The organism is Pseudoalteromonas xiamenensis (assembly GCF_017638925.1).
In the GTDB taxonomy this organism is placed as follows: Bacteria; Pseudomonadota; Gammaproteobacteria; order Enterobacterales; family Alteromonadaceae; genus Pseudoalteromonas; species Pseudoalteromonas xiamenensis.
On the sequence record NZ_CP072135.1, the window covers coordinates 603,122 to 627,255 of the forward strand.

General features: G+C 39.9%; 23 protein-coding genes and 1 pseudogene. 13 read left to right on the forward strand and 11 right to left on the reverse strand.

All coding sequences use genetic code 11. From position 1 onward, the window contains the following. Positions 1 to 4: 4 nt before the first annotated feature. Positions 5 to 610, forward strand: coding sequence for an energy transducer TonB (locus tag J5O05_RS20455; RefSeq protein ID WP_208844791.1), 606 nt, complete (start codon positions 5 to 7; stop codon positions 608 to 610). 10 nt (positions 611 to 620) lie between these two features. Further along, positions 621 to 1,925: a tetratricopeptide repeat protein gene (locus tag J5O05_RS20460; protein ID WP_208844792.1), complete on the forward strand. Its 1,305-nt coding sequence runs from the start codon at positions 621 to 623 to the stop codon at positions 1,923 to 1,925. 50 nt (positions 1,926 to 1,975) lie between these two features. Here J5O05_RS20460 and J5O05_RS20465 read toward each other — a convergent pair whose 3' ends face one another. After that, the gene (locus tag J5O05_RS20465; protein ID WP_208844793.1) at positions 1,976 to 2,293 is read right to left on the reverse strand and encodes a hypothetical protein; all 318 of its coding nucleotides are present in this window, start codon (positions 2,291 to 2,293) and stop codon (positions 1,976 to 1,978) included. A 28-nt stretch (positions 2,294 to 2,321) separates the two neighbouring features. Next, a complete protein-coding gene (locus J5O05_RS20470; RefSeq protein ID WP_208844794.1) occupies positions 2,322 to 2,648 on the reverse strand; it encodes a hypothetical protein in 327 nt (108 codons plus the stop codon). A gap of 196 nt (positions 2,649 to 2,844) precedes the next feature. Here J5O05_RS20470 and J5O05_RS20475 point away from each other — a divergent pair, with 196 nt between their 5' ends. From J5O05_RS20475 to J5O05_RS20505, 8 genes are all read left to right on the forward strand, one after another. After that, positions 2,845 to 4,464 carry a hypothetical protein gene (locus J5O05_RS20475; RefSeq protein WP_208844795.1) on the forward strand — a complete coding sequence of 540 codons (1,620 nt, stop codon included), beginning with the start codon at positions 2,845 to 2,847 and terminating at the stop codon, positions 4,462 to 4,464. A gap of 76 nt (positions 4,465 to 4,540) precedes the next feature. Beyond that, entirely contained in the window at positions 4,541 to 6,634 is a 2,094-nt protein-coding gene (locus J5O05_RS20480) for a TonB-dependent receptor domain-containing protein (RefSeq protein ID WP_341874728.1), read from the forward strand. Further along, positions 6,621 to 7,256: a TonB-dependent receptor domain-containing protein gene (locus tag J5O05_RS22800; RefSeq protein ID WP_341874729.1), complete on the forward strand. Its 636-nt coding sequence runs from the start codon at positions 6,621 to 6,623 to the stop codon at positions 7,254 to 7,256. Before J5O05_RS20480 ends, J5O05_RS22800 begins: the two co-directional genes overlap by 14 nt. A 349-nt stretch (positions 7,257 to 7,605) precedes the next feature. Continuing rightward, positions 7,606 to 8,715: an aspartate-semialdehyde dehydrogenase gene (gene asd, locus J5O05_RS20485; RefSeq protein WP_208844796.1), complete on the forward strand. Its 1,110-nt coding sequence runs from the start codon at positions 7,606 to 7,608 to the stop codon at positions 8,713 to 8,715. An 89-nt stretch (positions 8,716 to 8,804) separates the two neighbouring features. Then, the gene (locus tag J5O05_RS20490) at positions 8,805 to 9,314 is read left to right on the forward strand and encodes a DUF4240 domain-containing protein (RefSeq protein WP_208844797.1); all 510 of its coding nucleotides are present in this window, start codon (positions 8,805 to 8,807) and stop codon (positions 9,312 to 9,314) included. 138 nt (positions 9,315 to 9,452) lie between these two features. Beyond that, complete coding sequence (locus tag J5O05_RS20495) at positions 9,453 to 10,556, forward strand: DUF547 domain-containing protein (protein WP_208844798.1); 1,104 nt, start codon at positions 9,453 to 9,455, stop codon at positions 10,554 to 10,556. 314 nt (positions 10,557 to 10,870) lie between these two features. After that, complete coding sequence (locus J5O05_RS20500) at positions 10,871 to 11,347, forward strand: hypothetical protein (protein WP_208844799.1); 477 nt, start codon at positions 10,871 to 10,873, stop codon at positions 11,345 to 11,347. Positions 11,348 to 11,441: 94 nt separating this feature from the next. Next, positions 11,442 to 12,158 carry a DUF4145 domain-containing protein gene (locus J5O05_RS20505; protein ID WP_208844800.1) on the forward strand — a complete coding sequence of 239 codons (717 nt, stop codon included), beginning with the start codon at positions 11,442 to 11,444 and terminating at the stop codon, positions 12,156 to 12,158. A 162-nt stretch (positions 12,159 to 12,320) separates the two neighbouring features. On the opposite strand, the gene J5O05_RS20510 is transcribed toward J5O05_RS20505, so the two are convergent. The 8 genes from J5O05_RS20510 to J5O05_RS20540 all read right to left on the reverse strand — a co-directional run bounded on the left by J5O05_RS20510 (position 12,321) and on the right by J5O05_RS20540 (position 17,266). Then, positions 12,321 to 13,112, reverse strand: coding sequence for a hypothetical protein (locus tag J5O05_RS20510; protein WP_208844801.1), 792 nt, complete (start codon positions 13,110 to 13,112; stop codon positions 12,321 to 12,323). A 421-nt stretch (positions 13,113 to 13,533) separates the two neighbouring features. Continuing rightward, positions 13,534 to 13,716 carry a hypothetical protein gene (locus J5O05_RS20515; protein WP_208845430.1) on the reverse strand — a complete coding sequence of 61 codons (183 nt, stop codon included), beginning with the start codon at positions 13,714 to 13,716 and terminating at the stop codon, positions 13,534 to 13,536. Between the two features lie 53 nt (positions 13,717 to 13,769). Then, a complete protein-coding gene (locus tag J5O05_RS20520; RefSeq protein ID WP_208844802.1) occupies positions 13,770 to 14,180 on the reverse strand; it encodes a DUF2000 family protein in 411 nt (136 codons plus the stop codon). 24 nt (positions 14,181 to 14,204) lie between these two features. Further along, positions 14,205 to 14,789, reverse strand: coding sequence for a LysE family translocator (locus J5O05_RS20525; RefSeq protein WP_208844803.1), 585 nt, complete (start codon positions 14,787 to 14,789; stop codon positions 14,205 to 14,207). Between the two features lie 31 nt (positions 14,790 to 14,820). Next, on the reverse strand, positions 14,821 to 15,645 hold the full coding sequence (locus tag J5O05_RS20530; protein ID WP_208844804.1) for an AraC family transcriptional regulator: 825 nt from the start codon (positions 15,643 to 15,645) through the stop codon (positions 14,821 to 14,823). 104 nt (positions 15,646 to 15,749) lie between these two features. Continuing rightward, positions 15,750 to 16,412: a substrate-binding domain-containing protein gene (locus tag J5O05_RS20535; RefSeq protein WP_244370194.1), complete on the reverse strand. Its 663-nt coding sequence runs from the start codon at positions 16,410 to 16,412 to the stop codon at positions 15,750 to 15,752. Further along, on the reverse strand, positions 16,400 to 16,726 hold the full coding sequence (locus J5O05_RS22185; RefSeq protein ID WP_244370116.1) for a type 1 periplasmic-binding domain-containing protein: 327 nt from the start codon (positions 16,724 to 16,726) through the stop codon (positions 16,400 to 16,402). The genes J5O05_RS20535 and J5O05_RS22185 overlap by 13 nt, the downstream gene beginning before the upstream one ends. Positions 16,727 to 16,786: 60 nt before the next feature. After that, positions 16,787 to 17,266, reverse strand: coding sequence for a nucleoside deaminase (locus J5O05_RS20540; RefSeq protein ID WP_208844805.1), 480 nt, complete (start codon positions 17,264 to 17,266; stop codon positions 16,787 to 16,789). Positions 17,267 to 17,423: 157 nt separating this feature from the next. Between J5O05_RS20540 and J5O05_RS20545 the strand changes: the two are divergent. The 3 genes and pseudogenes from J5O05_RS20545 to J5O05_RS20555 all read left to right on the forward strand — a co-directional run bounded on the left by J5O05_RS20545 (position 17,424) and on the right by J5O05_RS20555 (position 20,861). Next, positions 17,424 to 18,319, forward strand: a pseudogene (locus J5O05_RS20545) (DUF808 domain-containing protein). A 140-nt stretch (positions 18,320 to 18,459) separates the two neighbouring features. Further along, positions 18,460 to 19,533 (forward strand): SGNH/GDSL hydrolase family protein, encoded by a 1,074-nt coding sequence (locus tag J5O05_RS20550; protein ID WP_208844806.1) that lies wholly within the window; start codon positions 18,460 to 18,462, stop codon positions 19,531 to 19,533. A 113-nt stretch (positions 19,534 to 19,646) separates the two neighbouring features. After that, entirely contained in the window at positions 19,647 to 20,861 is a 1,215-nt protein-coding gene (locus J5O05_RS20555; RefSeq protein WP_208844807.1) for a tyrosine-type recombinase/integrase, read from the forward strand. Positions 20,862 to 20,949: 88 nt separating this feature from the next. Here the strand turns inward: J5O05_RS20555 and ydiJ are convergent, their stop codons facing one another. Beyond that, complete coding sequence (gene ydiJ, locus J5O05_RS20560; protein ID WP_208844808.1) at positions 20,950 to 24,000, reverse strand: D-2-hydroxyglutarate dehydrogenase YdiJ; 3,051 nt, start codon at positions 23,998 to 24,000, stop codon at positions 20,950 to 20,952. Positions 24,001 to 24,134 lie beyond the last annotated feature (134 nt).

Below are 24,134 nucleotides of genomic sequence, written 5' to 3' on the forward strand. Positions count from 1 at the left end.
AGACATGCGATACGTTGTTGCGTTAGTTATTGCAGGTCTAGTCACATTCTTCTTGTTTTTGGGAATGCAGGCACTTATCACCGGCGGTGAAGGTGCCATGACAGAACCTGCGAAAGGTAAAGTTTTGGATTTTGTCCGTTTAAAAAGAGAAGAAACGGTTCAAAAGAAAGAGCGTAAACCACAGAAGCCACCAGCTCCAAAAGAGCCTCCACCACCAATGGATGCGCCAGCACCACAAAGTGATAACCTGGCGGCGACGGGTAATAATTTCGATTTCTCTGCAAGTGTTGATGCGGATGTAAGTCTAAACGGCGGTCTTGCGCTCGAATCGAGTGACGGTGAGTACCTTCCAATTGTGAAAGTTGCTCCGGTTTACCCAAGACGTGCACTGTCACGTGGTATCGAAGGTTACGTAATTGTAGAGTTCATCGTAACCAAGCAAGGCACGGTTCGTGACCCTGTTGTAGTAGAAGCAGAACCTGCGGATCTATTTAACCAAGCCGCTATGGATGCAGCATTAAAGTTTAAATACAAGCCACGCGTTGTGAATGGCGAAGCAGTAGAAGTTGCGGGTGTTCAAAACAAAATCTCTTTCCAAATTAATGGTTAGGTGAGTAGTGATGAAAAAGATTGTTAAAGTAAGTATTTATGCAGCAGCCTTTTCGGCCATGCTTGCGGTGCCACCAATGGTGTCACTTATTCCAGGAGTCGATGTAGCGACGGCTCACGCAGAAACAAAAACCAAACGTGTACCAGCACTTCGTGAAAAGGTATACAGCCAGCTTGCGCGTGCGCAAAAACTTGCGGACGATGGTGATGTGAAAGGTGGTTTGGAAGCGCTTGATTCTGTAAAAGAGCGTATGGGTAGTATGAACGCGTATGAAATTGCCATGATGTACAATTTCTACGGGTTTATCTACTACAACCAAAACCAGTTACCAAAAGCGATTGAAGCGTTTGAACAAGTTATCGCTCAAGACGCTATTCCTGAAACATTGGCATTGTCTACTACATTTAGCTTAGCTCAGCTTGCGATGGCGAATGAACAGTACGAAAAAGTAATCGATTATCTGAACGATTGGGACAAAATTAATACCAAGCCTAAAGCAGATAATTATTATGTGCTGAAGTCTCAAGCTTTTTATCAGATGAAAGATTATAAAAACGCGCTTGAGAATATCGAGATCGCGATCAATCTGACAGAAGCTAAAAATGAAATTCCAAATGAGAATTGGTTGGTCTTACAGCGTGCACTTTATTATTCAATGAATCAGCCTGCCAAAGTTGTAACTGTTTTGGAGAAAATGGTAAAACTTTACAATAAACCAGTATATTGGGTTCAGTTGGGTGGAATGTACGGTGAAGTTGGTGAAGAGAAAAAGCAGCTTGCTATTTTAGAATCAGCAAAGCAGCAAGGTTTTATTAAAACGAAATCTGATTTTCAGCAGCTTGCACAAGCTTATTTAATGAGCGGTTTGCCATTTAAATCTGCGTCAACGTATTCCAAAGGACTTAAAGAAGGCGTGATTGAAAACAGCGCTAAAAATAATGCGTTCATTGCAGAAGCTTTTGTTCAGGCTAAAGAAGATCAAAAAGCAGTACCTTATTTCATTGCAGCAGCAAAAGTGACAGACAATGGTAAATACGATCAACGTCTTGCAGAGGTGTACATCGGCCTAGAGAAATATGAACTGGCCGCGGACGCGACGCGTGCAGCACTTGAAAAAGGTGGTCTAGACTCTGAATCTAATGCTTATGTTGCACTTGGTATGGCGCAGTATAACTTGCAAAACTTTGATGCATCTATTCTTGCGTTTGAGCAAGCAGAAAAACACAAGCGTTCTCAACGTCTTGCTCAACAATGGATTAAATACGTTAAGAGCGAAAAGCTTCACGCCGAAACGCTCAGAACAGCTTTACTTTAACAATAATCGCAACACCAAAAGCCACCAAAAGGTGGCTTTTTATTTATTGATTAATCAATTACTCGAACAATTTCATAAAGAGGGAACAAACCGCGGGTTGCGTCATGGCATTTACTTGAGTTCTCGCCGTTTTCAGATGTGTAGACAACTTTTTTGTTACTTTGCATAGCGTTATACATAAGTCCCAAATAATTATAGAAATGTTGGTGAGTAGGTTTTAGTTCAATTGTTTCCTCTTTTACTGGCTGGATCCAATACGAACCGTCGCTTTGTGCGTCAATTGACGCAATGTAGTCAGAGCAAGTCACTGTTTGTGCGTTTACCAATCCGCTGACAAGAAGCGCCACAACTGCAAGTACTTTTTTCATTTTAAAGGTCCTTTTTTTAAATTAAGAATTAAAGCGGGTGGACTGAACCAATGTAGTCGACAACACCGTCGCGACAACTTGCTGCATCATCACCATCTTGTTCTTCTAAAATATAGATTTTTACCGTTTCACCGTTACTTTGAGCACGGACTAAGCTGGCATAGATTGAAGAAAACTGAGAATCGTTGTATGCGATATACATTGGGTCATTTGTACGGCCATTCGTATTTGTATATGCACGAACACCATTATACTCAGAAGCTAGATATTCAACGGATGAATTACAATAATGAGCTGCAAAAGACGTTTGTGACAGAGTTAGTGCTGCAAATGCAATTAGAGTTTTAACTTTCATTTCAATATCCTTTTAAATATTTGCTCGAAATTGAGCGGTCACATCATCATGCACAAATGTTTCCAAAATATTAACAGTTAAAATTTTCATGTGTAATTTAACTTTCGCGAAAGTGTAACCTAATTGTAATACCTAACATTTACCTTAGTCGCAGCTTTTATTTACGCTCATATTTAAAAACATTTTGGAGAATATAATGAAACTTTCTGGGTTATTTAAAGTAAGCTTAGTGGCTTCGGCATTAGTACTTGCAGGTTGTGGTGGTGATATCAATGTTACACCTACAAACATCGACAACAGTGTTGATAACTCTGTAAAAAACCCTACTACGCCAACAGACCCAACTGAACCGACAACTCCAGTAGCGATCAAGTGTGCGTCTTATACACAAGATGGTTCAACTTTCGAAGGTACTCCTGACGAAAATAACAAAAACTGCGTATACAGTCAGGCTTTCGCAAGTAACGCAAAAGACTTAACAACATCTTTCCTTATCCCAGCGCTTAAAAACGGCGGCGCGCACATTTTCGAAGGTGCATTATTCATCGGTAAAGACGTTGATACTTCAAAAGGTGGCGTTATCGATGCAAACGGTCCAACGTTGACGATTGAAGCGGGCGCAACAATCGCATTTACTAAACCAGAAAGTTTCGTTCGCGTAGCTCGTGGCGCTAAAATCCTTGCTCAAGGTGAAACTGGCAAGCCAATTACATTCACTAGTATCGCAGAAATTGACGGCGATGATACGACAACTGCACAAATCGGTGACTGGGGTGGCGTTCAAGTTAACGGCCGTGCTCCAAATATCGAATGTACATTAGAAGCTGCGCAAAACGACCTATGTAATATTAAAGCAGAAGGTATCGTTTCTCACTACGGTGGCAACAATGCAGGCGATAACAGCGGTGTGTTAAAGCACGTAGTAATCAAATACGCAGGTTTTGGTGTAGAAGGCGATGAGCTAAATGGTCTAACACTTAACGCGGTAGGTTCAGGCACAACAGTTGATTATGTTCACGTTCACAACGGTTTTGATGACGGTATCGAAATTTTCGGTGGTAACGTAAACATCAAACACATCGTAATCACAGAAAGCGCGGATGACGGTATTGACTGGGATACAGGTTGGCAAGGTAAAGGTCAATTTATCCTAGTTCAATCTAAGCAATATGGTAACCATGGTTTTGAAACAGATGGTGCTAAGAAAGATCCATTAACTGCTGACGGTCAAGGTAAAGCAACGTCAGTATCATTCCCAACTATCGCAAATGCGACTGTAGTATCTACTGGTAAACAAGGTGCAGAAGGTCGTCGTACTGGTGCTGGTATGGAAATGAAAGAGTGGGGCAAAGCGAAACTACTTAACATGCTTTTCGTTGACTCTTCAACAGATGCTGGTGCAGCGTGTCTTGACCTATTCAACGGTGATGACCTATCAGGCGCAGCTGGTGTACATGCAAACGCAGTTGCTGGCGATATCTCTTTCACAAGCTCAGTATTTGCTTGTGGCTTGAACTTCGAAACAATCAAAGTTCCATTAGAAGGTTCACTCGCAAGCTTCAACTATGAAACATGGTTCAATGCTGGCGCAAACAACCACCTAATCGGCTTTGCTGACTTCTCTAACGTACTAGCAGCGGATGGCGTGTCTACAAAAGGCACTATCACTGATAAAGACGGTAACGTAGTACCAGTTCAAGCAGCGTCTGCTGGTGATAGCTTCTTCACTGACGTTAGCTACATCGGTGCTATCGGTGAAGGCGAAGAAGGCGAGTGGGCTGACTTCGTAGCGGCTTCAATGGCTCGCGCTAACTAATCTAGACCAAAAGTCAAAAAAAGGCGCACTCAAGTTGCGCCTTACTCACACTTAATCTGGTTTAGAGGATAGAAAGATGAAACCAATCAAGCAGTTTAAAAAGAACGTTCTTACCGTTTCTTTGCTATCGCTCCTCGCTCCACTTTCAGTTCAAACATTTGCAGCAGAGAACGATCAAGCTGAAATCGAAGAAGTTGTTGCCGTTGGTAACCGACTAAAAGGTTCAGCTAGCGCGGTAATCGAAGAGCGTAAAAACCAAGCATTCGTTGCAGACATCATGGGTGCAGAGCAAATTTCTCGCACAGGTGATAGTGACGCTGCATCGGCACTTCGTCGTGTAACAGGCCTAACACTTGTAAACGACAAGTTTATTTATGTTCGTGGTCTAGGTGAGCGCTATTCAAGTGTTCGCTTAAATGGCGCGTCAGTTCCAAGTCCAGATTTGACGCGTAACGTCATTCCACTTGATATTTTCCCAACAAACATTATCGAATCGTTATCAGTACAAAAAGCGTACTCGCCAAATATGCCAGCAGCATTTGGTGGCGGTGACGTAAACATTCGTACGAAAAGCTTACCTAATGAGCGTATTTTTAAAGTTGAGTTAGGCACTGGTGTAAACGATAAAATGAGTAATGGTCTAACCTATGAAGGCGGTAGCGACGATTGGTTAGGTAAAGACGATGGCACGCGTGCGATGACAACTGCACTTAGACAGTCATTGTCACATTACATCAAAGGTAGCACGGACATTTCGATCCGTAATATCCGTGAAGTAGACGGTCTGTTGTTCAATCGTACTATTTCTCAGGACGAAGCTGCTGCGACAAACAAATTCTTGTTCAAGCAACTACCAAGAGATTACGCGTTAACCGAAGAGTCTTTAGACCCAGATCTTGGTGGCAAGATAATCTATGGCGACCGCTATGATAACGTATTCGGTTTTGATGGTTCACTCGGTTTCCTAGCGTCTGTTTCGTATGATAACGAATGGTCGAACAGCAAGGAATTTGGTGCCGTACTTGCTGCTGTTGATGTCAAAGACATTTGTGCGGACGACCGTTCTAAATGCTATCGTGCAGAAGATGAAAAACGCGTAACGAAACATAACGTTAAAGTGAACGCCGCGTTCAACGTAGGGTATAAGCTTGACGGACATGAAGTCGGCGTGAGCTACATGAAACTTCGTGATACAGAAGATGAAGCTTCAGTTGGTATCTACCAAGAAGTGTCTAAGTCTTTAAGTATTGCTGATGGTCAGGTTCAACGTAAGCAACTTGTATCCTTTGAACAACGCGAATTAGACATTTTACAAGTTAAAGGTACTCATAATTTAACTTGGGGTCTTCTAGAGGGTGTTGGTTTCGATTGGCAGTATACTGATTCGACTGCTGCGACAGAAATTCCTGGCGAATTAGAAATTACCGTACGTGACCGTTACGTCGATGGTAAGTATGACAGCACGTATTACAATGGTTCGTTAGGTGGTAACCCATTCCTGTATCGCTTCGTTGATATGGAAGACAATGTTGAAAACTACGGCTGGAATACAAGCAAAGCGTTCTATTTTGACGGTGATGAGCTTGAACTGAAAGCCGGTGGTTACTTCATTGACAAGACACGTGAATATCGTACTGATTTCTTCAATACTCGTTTTGCGCAAACACAGCAACTAGAGTTCGCATCAAGTGAAGCTGACGCGTTAAAGATTGGCTCGTATTTTAAAGATGACGCAACGATAGACGCGACCGACGTTGAGTTGTTGTTCCAAGAGCCAATTGCAGACGATTATCTAGCGGCACAAAAGATCGATGCTTACTATGGTCAGTTTGATTATTCATTTGCTAAATCTTGGCGCTTGAGTGGCGGTGTTCGCTATGAAGATTTCCGTCAAGTTGCACTGGCGTTTTCTCGCTCAGCATTTGATCCAAGCCTATTGCAAGATAAATTGAGTGCTGAGGCGATTAAAGAAGCCACAATCATGCAAGACGATTACTTTGGCTCTTTATCGATGACTTATTCGCAAGAAGGCTACCAAGTTCGTCTGGGTTATGGTCAAACGGTTGTACGTCCAGACCTACGTGAGTTGACCGCGGTACAGTTCCAAGATCCATTAACGGATTATCGTACAATCGGTAACCCATTCTTAAAATCGAGTGAGACTCGATAACTATGATGCTCGCGTTGAATTTTACTTTGATGGCGGCGACAACTTCTCTGTAGGCGCGTTCTACAAAGACATCGCGTTGCCAATCGAAGCAAAACTCAATGAAACGGATGGTCGTTTTACACTGCAATATGAAAACGCGAACAGCGCAACAGTTTACGGTGTGGAAGCTGAATGGTTAGTGGAAGTTGCCCCTGACTTCTTAGGCGGAGCGTTCTTTACTTCAGGTAACTTAACAGTGAGTGATTCTGAAGTAGAAATTTTGAAAGAAAACCAAGGCGACTTAACCAATCTTAAACGTCGCATGAGTGGTCATTCAAAATATGTAGCGAACTTCCAGCTCAATTACGATTCACATGATGGTAATCATCAAGCATCTTTAATTTATAACGTTTTCGGTGACCGTATTTTGGCCGCTGGCGTAAATGGATTTGACGATGCGTATGAACAACCTATTAATTCTTTAGATATGGTATATACTTACTATCCAAACTTTAGTACAACGGTAACGTTTAAAGTTAAGAATTTACTAGGTCAAGATTTTGAAGTTCAACAAAACGATGTAGTGATCAGAACAAAAGAAATGGCTCAATCACTCAGTCTTGACGTAGCCATCGAGTTCTAAAATTAGCGCCTTGCTAATTTGCGAACAACCTTTACATGTTGTATCCAAACCCCGCTCTGCGGGGTTTTTTGTTTGTGCTTGTGGCTAAATTATTATTGAAAACGCCACATTGATGACGCTATTTATTCTGAACGCCAACCGCTTTGATTCGAAGCAATTGAAAAAACTCATGCAATGAACGATGACCAAGGAAAATGGCTGTCTAAACGGACTTATTTAGAACTTGAAAAAAACTTATATATAACGAATACGTCTAGTGTGTTAGGTACATGGGTGATATGTTTAGGTCCTCACAATTAAAACTCACGCAATAAAAATTGGTTTTAATTTTCTTAAAGGTAGCTAAAAAATGAATAAAGTAGGACTTGTAGGTTGGCGTGGTATGGTTGGCTCTGTTTTGATGGAGCGGATGCAGCAAGAAGGTGATTTTTCGAAGATTAACGCGACCTTTTTCACCACCTCACAAGCAGGTCAATTAGGCCCTGATTTTGCAGGAGATGCAAAGCCACTGCTAAGTGCGTATGACATAGATGCATTACGCGGTATGGATATTGTCATTACCTGTCAGGGTGGTGATTATACGAAAGAAGTGTATCCAGCTCTAAGAGAGTCAGGCTGGCAAGGCTATTGGATTGACGCAGCATCCGCACTTCGTATGGCTGATGACAGCATCATTGTTCTCGATCCAGTAAATATTGACGTAATAGAGCAGGGATTAGAGCAGGGCGTAAAAACCTTTGTAGGCGGTAACTGTACAGTTTCGCTTATGTTACTTGCATTAGGTGGTCTCTTCGAACGTGATCTAATCGAATGGGTAAGTCCCATGACCTATCAAGCTGCGAGTGGTGCTGGTGCAAAGAACATGCGTGAATTAATTTCACAAATGGGTGCAATTCATAGCGAGGTTGCAGACTTACTCGACAATCCACACAGTGCGATATTAGAAATTGATAAACGAGTAAGTGAAAAGCTTCAATCAGACTCGTTACCAAAGGACCAATTTGGCGTACCGTTAGCTGGGAGCTTGATCCCATGGATTGATGTACCAATGGACTCAGGTCAGAGTAAAGAAGAATGGAAAGCACAAGTTGAAGCGAACAAAATTCTTGGTTCAAGCAAAAGTCCAATTCCTGTAGACGGCCTATGTGTTCGTATTGGCGCAATGCGCTGCCACTCACAGGCACTTACGATTAAATTAAAAGAAGATATATCAGTTGAAGAGATTGAATCAATTTTAGCCTCTCATAACGAGTGGGTTAAAGTTATTCCAAACGACAGATCTCTTTCTTCGACAGACTTAACACCTGTAAAGGTAACTGGCACGCTGTCGATTCCTATTGGTCGCATTCGTAAACTTGCAATGGGTCCAGAATACATTTCAGCGTTTACCGTTGGTGATCAGCTACTTTGGGGAGCAGCAGAACCCCTTAGACGTATGCTCAGAATTATCACCGGCTAATTAAGGCGAGCTTAAAGCTCGCTTTTTTATTATCAGTTTCGTGTCCTGTGGTAATATGCTGCCAATGTTAAAGCTTCCTTTCTATAAACATGAATATTGAAACTTTCTGGTCTCTCGTTACTGTCGAGAACACGACACCTTCTGAAGTAAATGCAGTTTTAAAAAGCCGATTAGATTCACTCACAAATGAGGATTTACAAGCTTTTGACGAATTATACAGCCGACAACTTAAGCAGCTTTGGGATTGGTCGTGTTGGGGGGCAGCCTACGTTATGTGTGGTTGTAACTCTGAATATGATTACCTAGACTTTTGTAATTGGGTTATTAGTAAAGGAAAAGATGTCTATGATTCTTTTAAGAATACGCCTGATTCAATCGCATCGCTTTCAGATGTACCACTAAAAGACGAATTACCATATCCATACATTGATGAAATGGATTTAGTTGCAGGTTTGCTATACGAAGAAAAAAATCAGGATGAGCTAGTACATTTTAATGTCGTTAATGTTCCTGTGACAGGTAAGAAATTCAAGAATAACAAAAAAGCATTGAAGGGCACTTATCCAAACTTATTTGATAAATATTGGTTTAAGGCATAGAAACGGTTAATTGATGACCCGTTTTAAAGTTTATTAAACAAAATTTGGTGCTTTGTTGCAATTTTGGACACGTCATCCTATATTATTTCGACGGTTACTAAATCGATTGAAAGAAGTATCAAGGATGACGGTGTATTCATGATGAAGTCTTTTTGGCTCATAAAGTTTTTATTTGTTTGTTTGCTAACGATTTCGCAGGCGGCAGTTTCTAATGACCGTGTCTCTTTCAATCAGGTTCCCTCGTTAAATTATAAAGATATAGACGACATTCTTGCGGTCTCGGTAGTGAATGTAGGAATAACTAAAAAGAGGGGACTTAATGCTCGAAAAAGTAATTGGTCCACTGGTACTCATATCCGTTACCGAATCAACCGCACATCCGTGATTGAAGCAAATCGCTTCTTATTTAAAGAAGTAAGTGCTTCACGTTTAGCAACTGCGTTCCCTAAAGTGCGAGAAAGTTTAGAGCATGTTAGTGAACAGATTGAAATTTCAGAATTACCTCCCGCGGAACAGCTTGCTTATTGGCTTAATCTCTATAATGTCAGCATGCTTGAGCAACTTATAAAGATTTACCCAATCACAGATTTGAAAGATGAGATCTCTGAGAGAACAACGTTCCTCAACAAAAAATTTATTAAGCATCGTAATACGCGACTGTCTCTAAACGATATTAAGTACAAAATTGTTTTAGAAAAATTTAAGAACCCAGTCGTCATCTACGGGTTCTACCAGGGAAATGTAGGCAGCCCATCGTTAACGTCAAAAGCCTTTACTAAAGACAACGTATATTCACAGCTAAGTTACCTTGCTAGAGAATTCATTAATTCCAATCGTGGTTTATGGTTTGGAGAAAAAGGTGACATTCAAGTGGCTGAATATTATCAAGGTACGATGGATGTGTTCGACAATGAACCGGAAAAGTTCCGCACACATCTAATCGATTACGCGAGAAATGACATTCGCTATAATATCCGCAGCGCCTCGGTGATCACATTTGATAACGCCAACTATGAAATTGCGGAATTTGAGTCACAATATTCAAGTTTTGATTCAATGCAAAGCAAAAAGATCAATGAGCTATTCGACAGACTAAAAAGTTGGAAGAACGAAAGCTATCCAGACGTCGCAATGAACGAACATCAAACTTCGTCTACAAATAAAGTGCATCTAGCTGAACAATTCAAACGTGTGCCTAAAGAATTATTAGAATCGTTTAAAGTGAAAGCCAGTAAGTTATAAATCTCGATATGAAATCGGTTGAAATAGATTTAATGTCCGATACTGACTAGTATTGGACATTAAATCTGATCAATTAAATACAACCGATAAATTACGTTATGTTAAAAGCGGTGAATTGCGTCATCTTGTCGGGTTTTCCTTCTTGCCTCTTAAACTATTGTTAAACTGTCATTTTTATAAGTTTTCTACCAATTTAAAACAATCAATAAAATTACTCAAAGTCCTTGTTATCGATCTAAAAAAATCATCATGGGTATTTAGTTTTTTCCGCTCTGGACGCTCGATAACAACGTCAAAGGAATATAAGGACAAACATGACAGACTTTAAGACGCTTCTTTTTCGCGCTGGTTTTATGAATTTTGGCAAGCTAAACCGTGTACAAGTATGTGATTTTCTTTGTGTGTCTGAGCGAACCCTTGAGCGCTGGATTTCGGATAACAACCCCTGTCCCAGAGCATTGAGGCTTTTAGAGTTACGCATTGATGGGCGCATAAGTACACACCCAGCTTGGCGAGATTTTAAAGTTTGTAGAAATGGCTACTTGTGGACATCGCGCGGACATCGTTACGATGCGGGATTCATAAATAAGATAGACTTTCTTCAGCGATCTAACCGCGCGCACGAATCCCACGCCGTTCAATTGCAAACCGAAATTGATAATCTAAAGGATTTAGTACAAGCATCAGATCGAATGCGAGACATTGGTAAAGAACTCATAACCATGAGTGACCGTTTTAAGTTCCGCAGTATCTTGTTTAACTACGATGCGCAAAAGGATAAAACAGCGTGATTTAAAGCCCCTATTTAGGGGCTTTGTGTTTTATTTGTCGACTTACCATAGTATCTTGTTGTGATTAGTAATTAATAATTTACAAGGACTTTTCATGACTATATTAGTAAGCAGATGCCCAAGGTGTAACACGAACAACATAACTTTTAATGTCTTGGCTGCATATGAGTTTGCTAGAAAACCCGGAAACTGGCAACGAAATTGGGAGGTATTCTGTTTGTGCAGGCACTGCACTCAAACTACAACTTTTTTCGTATCACAAAAAAATCCTTCCGATGATGCATTTTTTAGAGAAAACAAATACCTTCAAGCTACGCAATCTATGAATAACTATGTGTATATAAAAAATTACGTATCTATTACAGGGAATCAAGGAGTTAATCCGCCTGAATATTTACCACAAAGAATAGATGACGTTTTTAAAGAGGCTTCTCAATGCCTCACTCACAGTTGTTATAATGCTTCTGCTTCCATGTACCGATTGTGTTTGGACTTAGCAACTAAAGAAATATTAGAAAAAATTGACACTGACAAGCAGCCAGCCTCTAAAATAGCTAGAAGCTTAGGGTTAAGGTTACAATGGTTGTTTGACAACAACCATCTTCCTCTTGAATTAAAAGATTTATCTCACTGCATAAAAGAGGACGGTAACGATGGAGCCCACGAAGCAACACTCCAAAAAATAGATGCAGAAGATATTCAGGACTTTACAAGCCTACTACTAACAAAAATGTACACAGATCCAAAAAGATTACAAATAGCCGACGAACGGCGAAAAACTCGTCGTCAGCAAATTTTGATATCTAAGTAATTTGAAGGTCGGATACGTTTGTTGGAATAACTAACTTTATGCTCCATACAAAGACACAAGCTCATGATTGTTGGCCCTAAGTAAGGGCTGTTTTACACGAAGTCTGCGGTCATGGTCATGGCGTTAACACTCTTCAACATGACTGCTAAGGCGTGCGATGGCCTAAAATAATTTCACGCGCTCCCCTTGAATCTGTGAAACGCCAAATTCTAACATTATACTTTCAATTTTTTTACTGTAAGGCGCATCAATAAGACCGATACTAACTAGAAAGCCGTTATATCCGCATACATAATCCATTAACTCACTTGTGGCAAACTGAACATCACGTTTATCTCTTGTTAGGTCAATTAAACTAATATTCAAGCCAATAGAACAATACAGTATCTGAAAAGTGTCAAAAAATTCTCCTGAGCAACTATTGAGGTCATATTCAGCAAGAGATTTACTTATTTGTTCTGTGATATCACTAAATGTGTTATTTAAATGAGGTTCCCTAGCACGACTACTAAAATACGAAGAATTTTGAGGTGTATTGTCAGGATAGCAAAGCATATATAACATATCTATATCATAAGAAGCCTCTAACCACTTTCTATCTTTACTAACCTTCAGATAATCATTCATGTAGTAATTTAGGGATGCATTAAGTTGCTTTTTATGCTCCAAATAGAGAATAAAGTTTTCCTTTTTCTCAGCTATGGATATTTGCTTATCCATTTTTTTTAGTTGCTCTTCAGTTTGTAAACTTCTGTAAAACAAACCAAACAAGGCTGTGATTGCTGCACACAATTGAAACACTGCCTGTGTATAGGGAAGTGAAGGACTTTTATATGGTTCATTGCTTAGTCCAGTTATGAACTCTGCAAAGCCAAAAATTACGCAAAGTGGGAGTGTAAGGAAAAAGAAAAACCTAAACACAAATCCAACATATTCCTTCAAATTCCTATTCATCAAACTAACCTCGAATTTTTAAAAACTTGTTATCCTGCCACTTTAAATCGCGGCAAAGCAATAGGTTATAGTTTGAATATGTTTCATTAAAAAATCATCAAATTGTTATCACTCGTTCGATGAACAAGCTAAACTCATTCTAAATCTCATAAATGTAGCTTCGGCCACAACAAAAAGCCCCTTTCGGGGCTTTTTTATTTCAGAGCTTCGTTTACATTAGGGTGAAAACGACCAAATCGAGCTTCTGCTTTTCGCTCAGAACAAACTATCTGAGTTATCACAAGTCTGTTCAAAAAAGAGATAATTAGAAAGGATGAAGCCCTTAGTTTAGGGCTTCATTTAATTCTTTAACGCGTTCGTCATTAAGTTTATTAGTCGTAGATATTTTCCCTTGGCCAAGAATATGCGCTTAATGAATGCCTCAGTTACTCGTTTTACTATCGGGTCTTTTCCGAAAATGAGATTGTTGCTTTTCTGTTCTAAGCCAAGATTGATAAGTTGGGTTAAGGTCTTTTACATCTTGATATATCCAAACCATCCGGTCGACAAACCATGTATTTTCATCCATCGACATAAGTTTTTCTGTGGTTTTTAATATGTCCATAATTTTACTGAGCCGAAACAATTTAATTTCTTGCTGGATTGCGAATCTATTAGTTAATCGTGTAACTTGGCGCCTTTAAAAATCTTATCGACTATTTTTTTGTCAGTACACATAGCGATGCCAACAAGTGGAAGCTTTTCACTAGTATATAGTTCAGTGGTTTTTCTATTCGCTTCATCAAATCCAGTGTAAAACATATCATCGATAAATATTGCAACATCAGTTTGGTCTTTTTTTGCACGCTGAATGAAGGTAGGCAATTTATTTCTAGGGGCCTTTAATACGATAATAGGTTGAGTACACAGTGGCAAATAGGTGTTGCCTTCGCTATCCAGATATTGTTTACCAGTATTAACGTGTTCGCTTTTAGTCACGCCACCGGCTAAAAAGCTGACTACGTTTAGCTTTTGCCACATTGGTAAATCTTCAGCTACAACAATGGTGAATTTGGTCTCGAATTGCATGTAAACCTCGGTATTCTAATTAGTTTAAAGAAACGGGTTTGTTGCCATGCTGATAGCAACGATAAATAAAAAGAAAGCCATTAGTTTGTTTATTATGTTTAGTGCTACTTCGCTTTTTAATGAATTTCCTAGTAAGCGCCCAAAAAGAAAATAGGAAAAAGGTGCACCAAATGCGAATATGGCCAATCCGATACACCACAAAATAATCTCGATACCGCTAATTCCCGCTGCTGGAAATTGAATCGTCGCAACAGGTAAAACCACGACCATAGCCTTTGGATTGAGTAGTTGCATTAGCAAACCATCTCGAAATGTAAGCACCCTATTCTCACATTCTTGCTTTAACGCGATATTAGCGTTGAAAACTTTATACGAGAGCCAAAGAACATATAGTGATCCAAGAACTGAGGCGAGCTTAATGATGCCTTCGTTCATTAACGTCTCTCCTACAATCGCAAATCCGAAAAAGAGTATAAACATCGCCGCGCCTACGCCTACAAAAAAACGAATTATGCTAGGTTGGTTTTGAATACCATTATTAAGGCCAATAGCATTCACAGGCCCTGGCGTATACATAACGCCAAATGCATAAAAAATGATGTCTATCATGATCTGCTCTAGATTGGATGATGGTTTGAAACTAGTAGCTCAGTTGTCGTTGATATTGATGTGGCGTAATGCCGAAAACACGCTTAAATTTTCGGTTTAAATGGTTGATATCTGAAAAACCAAATTGAACCGCAACATCCAATGCCCCTTCCCCACGCTCAATTGCGTGTTTTGCTCTGATAAGCCTGCAATTTAAAACATATTGGTGTGGAGTAATTCCAAACTGTTCATTGAACAATCGAATAAAGTGATACTTAGACAATGAAGCGGAATTTGATATGTCGTCGACAGTCAATTTGGTATTTAAATTATCCTGAATAAAATCTTTTGCCTGTAAAAGTAGCTTGTCTTTACGCACATTATTACGCCCTTCAATAAGTGTACCTCCGCCTAATCGAACAACTGACTGTGCGATATTGAGAAGAGCAGCTTCTTCCTCAAGTTGAGAATTTGATGGTTGTTGCATTTGCTGCCCAAGCTTTAATACTTGATCACGGAGCGCAATGTCATGGAACAATGACATTTTCAATCGAGCTTGTTCTTTAGAAAAACGACCAAGCGTGCTCATTAAATTGACGAGTGTAGCTTCTGGAATGTAGATCATGTCATATTCCAATTCTGTGCGTTCACCAGCGCAGCCATCATGGACTTGTTCTGGGTTAAAGAAAATGACATTGCCCGCGTTACTTTTGTGAAAAACGCCGCTGCTAAAAAAGTCTTGTCGTCCTTTGCGTGTCACGCCGATACTGTACTCGTCATGTGCATGTTTGTCATAACTAAACGATGTAATGCGAGCACTGAATGTACTGAGGCCTTCATGATGATTACTACGAAGATATTGAAAACGTTCAGGCATAGGTCTTTGTTCGTTAATTCGATAGATGACTAAGTATAGAAATGAGTGCAAATGTTGAATAGAACAAAATTGCTAACTTAGCACAGAGTTGCGACTTGCTAGTGTTAATGGTTGATTGTACAGGTATCAGCATTTGAACGGTCACAATAGTGAAAGTCTAAGTAAAGTTTGTCAGTTACAGGTCGCTTACCTTCTGCCAGATATTCAAATAAAATCTCTGCGCCTTTTCTCCCCATTTCAAATGGATTTTGTCCGATATTAATTGTCGACAGGCCGAGTTTGAGTATATCTAGCTGGCTCATTTCGGTATCTGCTGAAATTATCGTTATTTCGTCATTGGACAGTTTGTTTTTAAATCGCTGAATCTCATTACTATATTGCGGATTAAATTGGGCAAAACCTGCAACTGCTATAAAAATTGGCGGCTCGACATCATCAATAATCGTTACGAGTTGCTTTAAGGCGTCTTCCCTTTTTCCCATTGTGTATAGAGGACATCGCTCGTATTCTATCCAACCTGATGTACCGTCGAGCCGATTTTTGCTTTGGCCTGATAATGCAAAGCGAACTCCTTCTACTCGTTTATTCAGATTGGGCGTTGTTCGATGTCCTGTTTGAATACAAATTGGTTGGGGCGATTTCTTTTTGTGCGTTTTAGCTGCATTTCCGAGCGCGACACCAAAATCAAAATTATTTGTACCGACGTACGCAATTCGGTAACTGCTATCTTGTTGTAGAAGATCAGAGTCGAATGTTAGAACTGGAATGTTCTTTTTTTCGCGAGCTTAAGCGCACCTTTGACCAAGTAATTCGAGTCTGTAGTCGACACCATTAATGCATCGATGTTCTTTTCCATTAATTCTTTTACCACAAGCACTTGTGTTCTAACGTCTTGATAATCGTCAGCACCGTCATATAAACAACTTACATCTGTTCGGGTTTTAGCAAATTCTAAACAGCCTTTATAAGACTGTTCATAGAAACTGTCATTTTTTGTTTTCCCAACCACTGCTATCGTGTAAGACGCGCATTGAAATGAAAAACAGAAAACAAGCAGGCTTATTATCGGTCTTAACCACATACTACGTTCATCCTGAAACCTAACTCTGTCGAATCGAAACAATTCTACTTTAACACTAGCTTATTTTAATTTTCCTGCCTTATAGGCTTTGTGCATTTCGAGTATTTTGTCCTCTAAGAATGGCCCGATGACTTCTGTGTCTCGTCCGCCTTTAGATAGGATATCTTTAGCCGATATTTCGAAATCCCAATCAGGATTGTCTCTGCCAAATTCACGATAGAATCGTTGTTTACTTAGACCATAAATAAGCCTGTTGAAACCAGCCCAATAAATAGCAGACGAACACATAGAGCATGGTTCGTCGCTCGTAACAATCGTGCATTGTTTTAAATAGTCTGAAGAGTATTTATTTTTGAGTGCCTGTATTAAGTTTATTTCAGCATGGCCAATTAAGTCGGGTTTAGTCAAAATTGAATTTTCGCCCGTTTCTATTACTTGGCCTTCAGGTGATAGCAAGATGCATCCGTAAGGTAGGTTTCCATTAACTGCTGATTTGATAGCACTTTCGATAGCTAAATCGACATAGTTTTCGTAGTTCATCGTTTTCCTTTGGCCTGTAATAAAAGAACATAGAAACAAAATAGTGTTTCGTTTGTCTAGTAATTATGTGTCTGATTTTGTAATTCTTTAATAGCATCGTCTAAACGCTTGAGATAAAGTGAATTTAATCAAAATAAAGACATTAAGTTTATAACGTATGGCTGGTGGATCATTTTTCGCACTATTGGATGACATCGTTTTTCTAACAAAAGTCGCGGCGAGTAAAACGGCACCTGTTTTAGGTGATGATTTAGCGGTGAACGCGCAAAGTTTATCGGGTGATATTAAGCCTGAGCGTGAACTTCCTGTTGTTTGGGCCGTAGCAAAAGGAAGCTTTCTAAATAAAGCGATAATCGTCCCAATAGCGTTAGCGCTTAGCTTTTTTTACCATTTTTGATCCAACCCCTGCTCATGCTTGGCGGGCTATTTTTGTGCTATGAAGGAAGCGAAAAATTTTTACACCTATTTAAAAAATCGGCTCACCATGAAGCGTTGTTGGCAGCAGTTCAAGATGAAAATGTCTCATTGCTCGAATTCGAAAAAGAGAAAATAAAAGACGCAATAAAAATGGATACCGTACTAAGTGCTGAAATCATTGTTATTGCGCTGGGTTCAATACAGGACCAAACGATAATGATGCAAATTATCGTGCTGTCCATTATCGCCGTTATCATGACGGTTGGGGTGTATGGCTTAGTTGGTCTATTCGTTAAGCTCGATGATATTGCGCTACACATTATTCGTAACGAAATCAAAAAGCGAGCGAGTGGGTTTAAATACTTATTTGGTAAAGGGCTGCTTAGTTTAGCGACGCAACTGATGTCGCTTTTGTCTTTCATCGGAATGGTTGCCTGTTTACTCATTGGTGGAGAAATACTTTCTCATGGTTTGCCTTTTTTAGGTCATTACATAGATTCCCTTACTATTAGCAATAGCATGATAAAAACGTTGTTCTCTTTAAGTTTTAACGCGGTGCTTGGTTTTTGTGCGGGCGTCGTTGTAGTAGGTCTAATTAAGGCGAGTGGTAAAATGTTTAAAAGCAAAACAGAGTGATTCAGAATAACCGTTAATATACGGTTTGGTGTTTCTAAAATGATGAATATTTTTCAATCGAAAACTCGTCTTTGTGTAGCATAAACCTTTACTAAATACGGTAAAGTTTTTGTGGATTTAAACCACAAAAGGAATGCAACATGTATAAGCCAACATTGATGATAGCGGCAATTGCCCTATCCTGTTATGCGCAATCAAAAATCATTGAGGGAACACATCATACTATCTCCTATGAAGGTCGAATATCGAAACAGTACACTGAAGGTTCTGTTTCTTTTAATTGGCCAGGTACTCAGGTAAAAACTCGGTTGATAGGTAAAAAACTCAGCGTCGAAATTGTCGGCTTCGGCGATCAATTTGACGTCTTAATCAATGGGAAATTGCATAAAAAAATACTGACAAGCTATTCCGGCGAACCAGAAAATTTCGTACTTTTTGAAAGCGAAAATCAAATAGACGTAATTGTTGAATTAGTGAAGCGCTGGGAAAACTACGAGCATAATTCTCGGATCCTAAAATTCGAGGTAGACGGGCGAACGGAAGGTGTGGTTAAAAGCCAGCCTCATATTCTATTTATTGGCGATTCGATAAGTGCCGGGTTTGGTAGTGAGTCAAATAAACGAGATTGTGATTGGCAAGAAATCGTGAATACGAGTAATGCTCGAGTTGCTTTTCCCTATTTGAGTGCGAAATCACTTGGAGCAAGTTTAACTCAAGTTTCCTATTCTGGACTTGGACTGATCCGCAATTGGTCGGGTAACCAACCCCACCACACTATTCGTACATACACAGAGAAACTTTCGGCCGTATTTAGTGATAAAACTGAGTTTGAAGATAGATTTCCAAACTTAATCGTAATTGAGGTTGGGACAAATGACTTCAGTACCGATCCACAAAATGGCGAACCATGGGATACCATTTCAGATGTAGAAAATGCGTGGGTCAATGAGATGGTTGCATACACGTTACAAATCCGAAATCGGTACCCAGCAGTTCCGATAGTTTATATGCCGCGGCCTGCCTATCCGTATGACTTGATCATTCCAGCCACAGAAAAGGCAATGACCTTATTGAAAGATAAAGAGGTGCTCCAACTATATTCTCACGTGTTCAGTTCTACTTTTGAAGGTTGCGTTTGGCACCCTACTCAAACTGAACATCAAACTATTTCGAATGACCTAGTTCAGTTTATTAAGAAACAGGGTTTGCTTTAAATGAAGAGGCTCGCGAGAAATCGTGAGCCTAACTTTTTAAAATTATGGCGACGAGGCTGGACAGTATCGGACATAAGAAATAGAATTAAGCCTAAAAAAAGGGATTAACTCCGATGACATTCGTGCCTTTAGTCGATGTGTTTAAACAACTAAGATACCAAATTGCGCATATCGAAGATGGCACATTAAACACAGAGTATCCTGAACTTGCCTCCTTTATTGCCAACGTTCAGCATACTATTCCAACGCTTGGGCAAGAGCTTCTTTTTGTTTATCAATTTTTATATGTGTATGGTCGAAAGTCAGAAGGAACATTTAACCGATTTCGTAATGAAATTGAGCGATTTTGTTTATGGGCCTGGTTAATCAATGGACAATCTGTTTTTACTTTGCGTAGAGAAGACATTGAAGCTTACACTGATTTTGTCGTAGAACCTCGAAAAGATTGGTGTTCGGAAAGTGTGCAATGGCGCTACAAAGATAATGAAGGTAGACGACAAGTTAATGGCGCATGGCGTCCGTTTATTAATAAGCAGGTTCAAGTGAGTCAACAAACGTTGGCCGCTATGTTTACTGCATTGAATGTTTTTTATAAATTTGCGCTACTTGAAGAAAAATGTTTTTCAAATTTTGTCCCTGTAGTTAAGAAAAACTCGCCTTACCTCGTCGTACAATCTCAAATTAACTTACCGGACACGCTGAGTAATCTGCAGTGGGAGTATGTTCTCAATGTTACAAAAGATGCTTGTCAAGAAGAGCCTAATCTAGAGCGAAATTTGTTTGTATTGGCCTGTTTAAAAGGACTGTATCTGCGAATTTCTGAGCTTTCAGAGAGACCACATTGGTCCCCTGTAATGAGCCATTTTTGGCAAGATGCTGACGGATTTTGGTTTTTTAGAGTGATGGGTAAAGGAAATAAGTTGCGAGATGTTACGTTGAGCGATGAAATCGTTGAATATTTAAGACGATACCGGCTCTATCGCGGTTTGCCCCCTTTACCAAGAGTGGATGAAGCGTTTCCTGTGATCCATAAAATTCGGGGTCAAGGTGGTATGACGGTAAGACAACTCAGACGTTTAGTACAAGAAAGTTTTGATTTAGCTGAGACATCATTAAGAAAAGACGGTTTTGTGGATGAAGCTGAACAGTTAGCGAGTGCTACAGCACATTGGTTACGGCACACCGGCGCAACGCATGATGCACAAATAAGACCGTTGAAGCATTTGTCTGAAGATCTTGGACATGCAAAAATCGCAACAACCGACCAGATCTATATTCAAACCAACGTGAAAGAGCGTGCGATTTCCGGTTTGAAGCGAAAGCTGTAGCAACGCCAATTAGAGTGGGATAAAAATTGCTCTTTCTATTTATGTTAAATTGGGCTTTAAATATAAAGCCCAAGTGATTTACTGTGTTCTATAAAATTTCGTTCAAGATCTGAATTGGATGTTTTGGTTTCGAATTTTCGAATCGTTTCACCTGACATCGGCATGAAAAACCAGTAACTGCTAACGAATCAAAATCAGCTGATTGAACATGATGCTGCCAGCTCATTTCATAGAGTTGTCGTGAGTTATCTTGATTCTGAATTTCATGACCGTATGTACCGGCCATACCGCAACAACCTGTGGCTGGCGTTTTTACTTCAACATCTAACGTATTGAAAATAGCTTTCCAAACGTTGGTTGATTTGGGCATTGCGGTCGTTTCAGTACAATGCTGTAAAAGTGTAATTTGTTTTTTCAAATGCGCCTTGGATTGTACATCCGATAAGCTTATGCCTTCTAACCATTCATGGGCGAGTAAGACATGAAAATCGCCTCGCTCTTTCTCCGTTAAAATTCCTTTATACTCATCTCGATAAACCATGACGAGCGAAGCATCAAGCCCTACGAGTGGAACGTTAAAATCGGAAAGTTGATTAAAAAATTCAGCAGCATTTTTGGCTGTTGTTTTAAATTCTTTCAAAAAGCCTTTTACGTGCTGTGGTTTTCCGTTTGGTAAAAATGGAAGCAGATATGGCGTGTATCCAAGCTTTTGGATTAGCGATACAAAATCTGCAACCAATTGAGCGTCATAAAAGGTAGTGAAAGGATCCTGGACAACTAATACAGTTTTAGCCAACTCGGCATCGGACAAGTTAGAAAATTCAACCATGCTAAATTTATTTATGTCCGATACTAAATTGTTGAGCGTGGGCACTGAAAGCTCGGGAGTATCTACATACCCAATGACTGATTTCAGTATCCATGACACAGGTTTAAAAGTTACCAAAGCGTTCACGAGTTTTGGTGCTTTAGCCATTAATGGAGCGGTGTGTTCAACCTGTGCGACAAAAATATCCTTTATAGGACGTAGATATTTACTGTGGTACAGATTTAAAAATCGAGATCTAAAGGTTGGTACATCAACTTTAATAGGGCAAGCAGTTGTACATGCCTTACAAGCCAAACATTCATCCATCGACTCCTTAACTTCATGAGAAAAATCATACTCACCTCTATTACGTTTGTAAGTATGTACTACCCTTTCCCACCACGTAGTATCGTTTTCAGAGTCAATTAACGTTTTCTCGATGTCTAAAATATTTACGCTCTGATTTTCTTGTAAGCGCAACCATTCTTTCATTAATGTAGCGCGGCCTTTAGGGGAATAGCGTCTATCCTTGGTGACTTTATAGGATGGACACATCGGTGAAGCTTCATCGTAATTATAGCAAAGTCCGTTACCATTACAGGTCATCGCGTTATCGAAACTTTCACGAACAGTTACATCTATTTGTTTATCAAACCAAGCACGCTTTTGACCATCTACTGACACGAGTGACGCTTTTGAGTCTAAAGGTGTACAAATTTTGCCAGGATTAAGTCGGTTATCTTTGTCAAACGCAGTTTTAACTTTTCTGAGTTCATTAAACAATTCTTCCCCGAAAAAAGTTGGACCGTATTCACTGCGATACCCCTTCCCATGTTCGCCCCACATAAGACCGCCGTACTTAGCAGTAAGAGACACAACTTCATCTGAGATCTGACGCATCATTTTTTCTTGTTCGGGATCGCACATATCAAGCGCTGGTCTCACGTGCAGTACGCCAGCATCGACATGACCGAACATGCCATAGTTCAATCCTTTACTGTCCAACAGTTCTCTGAACTCCACGATGTAGTCAGCTAAATTTTCGGGAGGCACAGCGGTATCTTCAGCAAACGCGATTGGTTTTTGGCTACCTTTTGCATTTCCTAAAAGTCCAACTGATTTCTTACGCATTGCGTAGATTTTTAATATGTCGGACTTGTCGCTAGTCAGTTGATACCCGATGATACCCGCCTGCTTCGCTTCAATCATCGAGTCCAATTTAGCGCACAAGGATTCAACTTTGGTTTGGATTTCTTCTGGCGTTTCGCCATTGAATTCAACCATGTTTAGGCCTTGCATATCTTTATTCGGCACATCTTGAATAAGATTCGACACAGAATGCCAAATAATATCTTCACGAGCTAGATTCAGAACTTTGCTATCTACGGTCTCAACGGAAGTTGCGTTAGCTGAAACGAGGAAAGGTGAGTTTCTTAATGCAGAATCAAAGGTGTCGTATTTTATGTTTATTAACGTTTTAAACGGTTGAATTGGTGTAATATTCAATTTCGCTGTAGCGACAACACCCAGAGACCCTTCTGAACCAGTAATAAGTCGGCTTAAGTCGAAGGTTTGTAAGTCATCACTTAGCGTATGTTCTAAGTCATAACCTGTTAGAAAACGATTTAAGCGCGGAAATTTTTGTAAAATTAGTGCTCGTTTTTCGAGACAAGTTTCTAATACGTGCTTATAAATTTTGCCGATTTTGGTATCTTGTTCTGCAAGCAATTTCGCTTTTTCAATTGACATTGGCGCAGTATTTAGCTCAGTACCATCAACTAAGTAAGTTGTTAGCGCAAGTACATGGTCACTGGTTTTTCCATAGACTAAAGAACCCTGCCCTGATGCATCGGTATTAATCATTCCGCCTACGGTTGCACGATTACTGGTTGACAGGTCTGGTGAAAAGAAGAACCCATATGGTTTTAGGTAATCATTTAGTTGGTCTTTGATCACACCCGCTTGAACTTTAACCCAGCGTTCTTCAACGTTGATCTCGAGAATCTCGCGCATGTGTTTCGACAGGTCAATCACTATGCCAGGTGTCAAACTTTGTCCGTTTGTGCCAGTACCTCCGCCTCGAGGTCCAAAGGTTAGCGACAAGAATGGATCACTCGATGCAGTTTGCAAAGCAACTTGAATGTCTTTCGGATTTTTTGGGTAAATGACTGCTTGGGGGACTTCTTGGTAGATACTGTTGTCAGTCGAGTTTACTAGTCGTGTAGCATAGCTCGTGTCGGTTTCGCCAGTAAAACCGTTTTGATTCAAGACCAGAATATACTTGTTAAGTAATTCGTTAGAAGTGACCTGTTTGGTAAGTTTTGCAATCATGATACTGAAGTTCTGCGACTTTTTATCTATTGTACCATGTTGTGTTATTAAGAAAATTGGGATTTACATTCTTTGTTACAACACGAAACAACTTTTTTAGCATGTTCAATTATAGTAGTAGTTAGAAATTGATT

Excerpts from the sequence above, each read along its gene's own strand:
- J5O05_RS20455 (WP_208844791.1), top strand. The coding sequence starts at position 5 with ATGCGATACGTTGTTGCGTTAGTTATTGCAGGTCTAGTCACATTCTTC.
- J5O05_RS20460 (WP_208844792.1), top strand. The coding sequence starts at position 621 with ATGAAAAAGATTGTTAAAGTAAGTATTTATGCAGCAGCCTTTTCGGCC.
- J5O05_RS20465 (WP_208844793.1), bottom strand. The coding sequence starts at position 2,293 with ATGAAAAAAGTACTTGCAGTTGTGGCGCTTCTTGTCAGCGGATTGGTA.
- J5O05_RS20470 (WP_208844794.1), bottom strand. The coding sequence starts at position 2,648 with ATGAAAGTTAAAACTCTAATTGCATTTGCAGCACTAACTCTGTCACAA.
- J5O05_RS20475 (WP_208844795.1), top strand. The coding sequence starts at position 2,845 with ATGAAACTTTCTGGGTTATTTAAAGTAAGCTTAGTGGCTTCGGCATTA.
- J5O05_RS20480 (WP_341874728.1), top strand. The coding sequence starts at position 4,541 with ATGAAACCAATCAAGCAGTTTAAAAAGAACGTTCTTACCGTTTCTTTG.
- asd (WP_208844796.1), top strand. The coding sequence starts at position 7,606 with ATGAATAAAGTAGGACTTGTAGGTTGGCGTGGTATGGTTGGCTCTGTT.
- J5O05_RS20490 (WP_208844797.1), top strand. The coding sequence starts at position 8,805 with ATGAATATTGAAACTTTCTGGTCTCTCGTTACTGTCGAGAACACGACA.
- J5O05_RS20495 (WP_208844798.1), top strand. The coding sequence starts at position 9,453 with ATGATGAAGTCTTTTTGGCTCATAAAGTTTTTATTTGTTTGTTTGCTA.
- J5O05_RS20500 (WP_208844799.1), top strand. The coding sequence starts at position 10,871 with ATGACAGACTTTAAGACGCTTCTTTTTCGCGCTGGTTTTATGAATTTT.
- J5O05_RS20505 (WP_208844800.1), top strand. The coding sequence starts at position 11,442 with ATGACTATATTAGTAAGCAGATGCCCAAGGTGTAACACGAACAACATA.
- J5O05_RS20510 (WP_208844801.1), bottom strand. The coding sequence starts at position 13,112 with ATGAATAGGAATTTGAAGGAATATGTTGGATTTGTGTTTAGGTTTTTC.
- J5O05_RS20515 (WP_208845430.1), bottom strand. The coding sequence starts at position 13,716 with ATGGACATATTAAAAACCACAGAAAAACTTATGTCGATGGATGAAAAT.
- J5O05_RS20520 (WP_208844802.1), bottom strand. The coding sequence starts at position 14,180 with ATGCAATTCGAGACCAAATTCACCATTGTTGTAGCTGAAGATTTACCA.
- J5O05_RS20525 (WP_208844803.1), bottom strand. The coding sequence starts at position 14,789 with ATGATAGACATCATTTTTTATGCATTTGGCGTTATGTATACGCCAGGG.
- J5O05_RS20530 (WP_208844804.1), bottom strand. The coding sequence starts at position 15,645 with ATGCCTGAACGTTTTCAATATCTTCGTAGTAATCATCATGAAGGCCTC.
- J5O05_RS22185 (WP_244370116.1), bottom strand. The coding sequence starts at position 16,726 with ATGTGGTTAAGACCGATAATAAGCCTGCTTGTTTTCTGTTTTTCATTT.
- J5O05_RS20540 (WP_208844805.1), bottom strand. The coding sequence starts at position 17,266 with ATGAACTACGAAAACTATGTCGATTTAGCTATCGAAAGTGCTATCAAA.
- J5O05_RS20550 (WP_208844806.1), top strand. The coding sequence starts at position 18,460 with ATGTATAAGCCAACATTGATGATAGCGGCAATTGCCCTATCCTGTTAT.
- J5O05_RS20555 (WP_208844807.1), top strand. The coding sequence starts at position 19,647 with ATGACATTCGTGCCTTTAGTCGATGTGTTTAAACAACTAAGATACCAA.
- ydiJ (WP_208844808.1), bottom strand. The coding sequence starts at position 24,000 with ATGATTGCAAAACTTACCAAACAGGTCACTTCTAACGAATTACTTAAC.